The 3593-nt window shown below is 29.7% G+C and carries 3 protein-coding genes and 1 pseudogene; all 4 read right to left on the reverse strand.

Features of this window, described 5'->3' with window-relative positions:
• Positions 1–457 (reverse strand): annotated as a pseudogene (locus D3H64_RS09370) (hypothetical protein); the annotation flags it as partial.
• Between the two features lie 121 nt (positions 458–578).
• The gene (locus D3H64_RS09375) at positions 579–1118 is read right to left on the reverse strand and encodes a hypothetical protein (RefSeq protein WP_121565960.1); all 540 of its coding nucleotides are present in this window, start codon (positions 1116–1118) and stop codon (positions 579–581) included.
• Between the two features lie 671 nt (positions 1119–1789).
• Positions 1790–2836 carry an RNA helicase gene (locus D3H64_RS09380; RefSeq protein WP_121565961.1) on the reverse strand — a complete coding sequence of 349 codons (1047 nt, stop codon included), beginning with the start codon at positions 2834–2836 and terminating at the stop codon, positions 1790–1792.
• On the reverse strand, positions 2818–3453 hold the full coding sequence (locus D3H64_RS09385; protein ID WP_121565962.1) for an ATP-dependent endonuclease: 636 nt from the start codon (positions 3451–3453) through the stop codon (positions 2818–2820). Before D3H64_RS09385 ends, D3H64_RS09380 begins: the two co-directional genes overlap by 19 nt.
• Between the last annotated feature and the right edge of the window lie 140 nt (positions 3454–3593).

Consider the following 3593-nt stretch of genomic DNA (forward strand, 5'->3'; position numbering starts at 1 on the left):
TTAATTGCCACGCTGGTTGGATTTTAATTGCCAAAGTGGTTGATTTTTTAATTGCCAAACACATATATTCACTAGAGAATCTGATTTTTAAACTTTCTGATTCTTGAGAATAACTACTTAAAAGTTGTTTCTCCCTTCTAATAATTTCTTGACATTTTTGAAAAAGAACTGAATAGGAAATGCCCTTTAAGTTTTTTACATTTGCTATTATTTCTGATCTAAATCTGACAGAATAATCTTCAAGTAGATCACCTAATAATTTAACAACTACATCGTTATCTTTCTCATTAATAAAAGCAATCAATGATTTACCTTTTGATAAGCCATATGCTTCGCATAAAGGCACACCTACACTATTTGTAGTAAAATTATTAAAGCTTCTAGTAGAAAAATTTAAAACGTATCCCTCTCTAATAAAAAGATCAACAAAATATTGCTTTTCTAATTGATTTATCATAAAAGCACCTCCAATATACTATGATGGAATGTAAAGATATTTATAACACTTGCGTTAAGCAATAACTTTCAAAGTATTAAAATCATTCTGAGATATGAGTGTATTTTATAATAAAAATACATTACAGCCTCTTCATCAAAGCATGAAGCCCTTGTTTCAATGCAGTAGCTTCGCTGCTATCTGTTGATAATCTATTTTGACTCCAAGCTAGATTAGAAGTCAGATCAAATTTTAATACATACTTCTCTTTGTATTCGACACCTTCAGAATCCATATACTTTAGAGTAGCAGTCACTGTATCATTAAAATCGTCTGAAATAACCGAGGAGAATTTCTGCCCTGGAACTATACTTGCTCCAATTAATGAACTAAATGCATCAGAGTTAACCTCGTCAAGCGGCTTGTCAAATTGAATATCATTGATTACTGCAAATGACTTTCCAAAGTTCTTTATGACGATATATTTTTCAAATAGTAACGTATCAATGAAGTCCACATAGATTGAAACATAGGGTCGACTCATAGACTTGATGTTTTTTCTTGTTAATTTGATATTCTTATGGGTTTGCCATAAGGTCAGTAAAGAAATTAAAATTGGAATTATCGTTAAGCCCCATTCGAGAACATCTGACCAATTTATATTATTTAGAAAATCACACATTTGAATATAATCCTTTCGTTGTTATTCACTTCTAAATAAGACTGATCGACTTGCTAAAATAAAATATGAATTCATTGTATTCACTATAGCATAGCCTCATTATTACTCAAATTATATCAAACTTCATAGCTAAATAATGTTTCTAGTTAAGAAATACCTGCTAGTTCATAACGAAGAATTTGTTTATATGTTTCCATATGTTTCCATATGTTTCCATAAAACAAACCACCTCTTTCTATAAAATTTCTGTAGGTGAACAAATCCTACAAATAAATTTTATAAAAAAAGATGGCTCAATTCTTGTGGAATGATGGCTCAGTTTCTGTGGAACGGTGGCTCAGTTCCTGTGTAACAGTGGCTCAAATCTCGTGGAAATGGCTCAAAAACGCTTGTAATACTCACCTAGCTTCATGTAGGCGAATCATTTCGATATAGTTTGGCAAATATGCCAGCTCCTAAATATATTGTGAGTAATTCTCACGCCTTATTTATACCATGTAGATAATAAAAAAGAACCACATGAAGTGGTTCAGCACGGCCGATTTAGGTGGCTCAGTTTTATCCGATTTAGGCGGCTCAATTAAGGGCGACGAAGTGGCTCTTTAAGAGCGATGTATCCAAGCGATATATCCATAATATACATAGCAAATGAAATTTATATATGAGAAAATTCATAATTTATACATGTTTAAACTAGCTTCATTCACAAAATAAAGACTTCCCTGCGTTCTTGTACAAGCAACGTAAAATTTACTCTTAGTTAATGGTTTCATATCATTTAATTTATCTTTAGAAAACAATTCAAATGTTGTTTTATTTAAAACAACACATACCTTACTAAATTCTAATCCCTTACTAGCACCCCAATTTAAAGCTTTACAATCATATTTGTTTGATGATTGATAAAAAAGTTTGATTATACTATCATCCATAATTACATCTTTAATCTCATCAGGAGATTCAATAAGTTTAATTTCTATATTATTCGGCTCAGAAATTTGTTCATGAGAAAAGATATTTATATTTAACTTATCTCTTATGAAACTGCAGATAGCTTCAGGACAACGATAACTTTTTGATAAGCTATCCTGGTCAACAGTAAATCCGGCTTTAATGAAAGCTGCTTTCCAATTACTAAAGTTTGAGTGAATCCCTGTACCTTTTTTACCTCTTATAGAGGTTTTTAAATTCTTTTGGTAAAAATCACCCACTAACAGGACTTTAGCTTTAAGTTGACTTAAGGTTAACATCCAATCAAAATCATCTGATTCAAAATCTTGGCACTCATCGATAAATATATTATCAAAAAATTTATCCATCCTTTCTAAGTATGATTTATCAATGGGATAAGTTTTGTTATTACATATCAAATTACCTTGTAACAATGATCTAGATAATTGATTCGAAACGATTCTGCCCACGTCGTCTACAGAATTATTATCATAATTGTTTTTCTTTATATAATTGAAGTTGATTCCTTTAGGCTTGCATCCCAAATAAGGAACTAAACAAAAATCATACAAGAATTTGAATACACCAAAAATAAAAGTATGATCAGGAAAATAACCAAATTTATCTATAATTTTAGATCTCAAATTATTTTGATTATTTTCAGTATATGTGATAATAAGATTCTGTTGTTTTGGATCTAAGAGATTTAAAATGGTAGTTGTTTTGCCACTTCCAGCAACAGCATGAATTAGTTTTTTGTTATCCATTCGATCACCTGCCTAATATATTCAGGAATTTTAAACTCTCTGGATTCTTCATCATTTTCTAATTTTTCGAGTAATCTTAAAGCAAATTCAGCTTTATTGTTTAGCATAAATTTTTGCAAGTTTTTGGTCTTAGCAAAATTCCAAGAATTAAAAAGATTTTTATTTGAATTAAAAAGACAGATTTCAAAAGTATGATTATCATTATTTTGATCTGAAAAAATCTGTATATTTTGACAATTACTATAAGAAGCATACTTAGAATCAATTTTATTCTCATAATCATTATCATTGTCTGTTAACACAGCTACCTTTTTATGCGTTAAATATCGAGTAAATTCGAGATATCTTTCAAAGCTCAATCCTCCTACTGAAATAATAGAAACCCCCATATCCTCTGGTTTCTTCTTTTTTACAATTTGAAAAAAATTTTCCATTAAAATAAACTCTGCATTTCCTTCTACAAGAATTACTTTTTTGGCCAAGATATAATTTAATAAATTTTGGTTTGTAGATTTTTTAAAATAACGAATTGTATCATCTTTCAAATCAATGAGCTTTGATAATTGACCATTATCAATAAAAATTAAGTTATCCACTCCTAATCTTGATGCAATCATGTTTGAATGAGTTCCTATAAAGACTTGAATTTCACTATTAGACGCAATAATATTGACTAGTCTTAATAAATTTTGAAAACGTAAATTTCAAGTACAAGTTAGCCACCCCCTAAATTTTTCACAAAGGGAGAGCTGTGGCT

Origin of the sequence: Atopobacter sp. AH10 (assembly GCF_003664595.1) — a bacterium.
Classification (GTDB): domain Bacteria; phylum Bacillota; class Bacilli; order Lactobacillales; family Aerococcaceae; genus Atopobacter.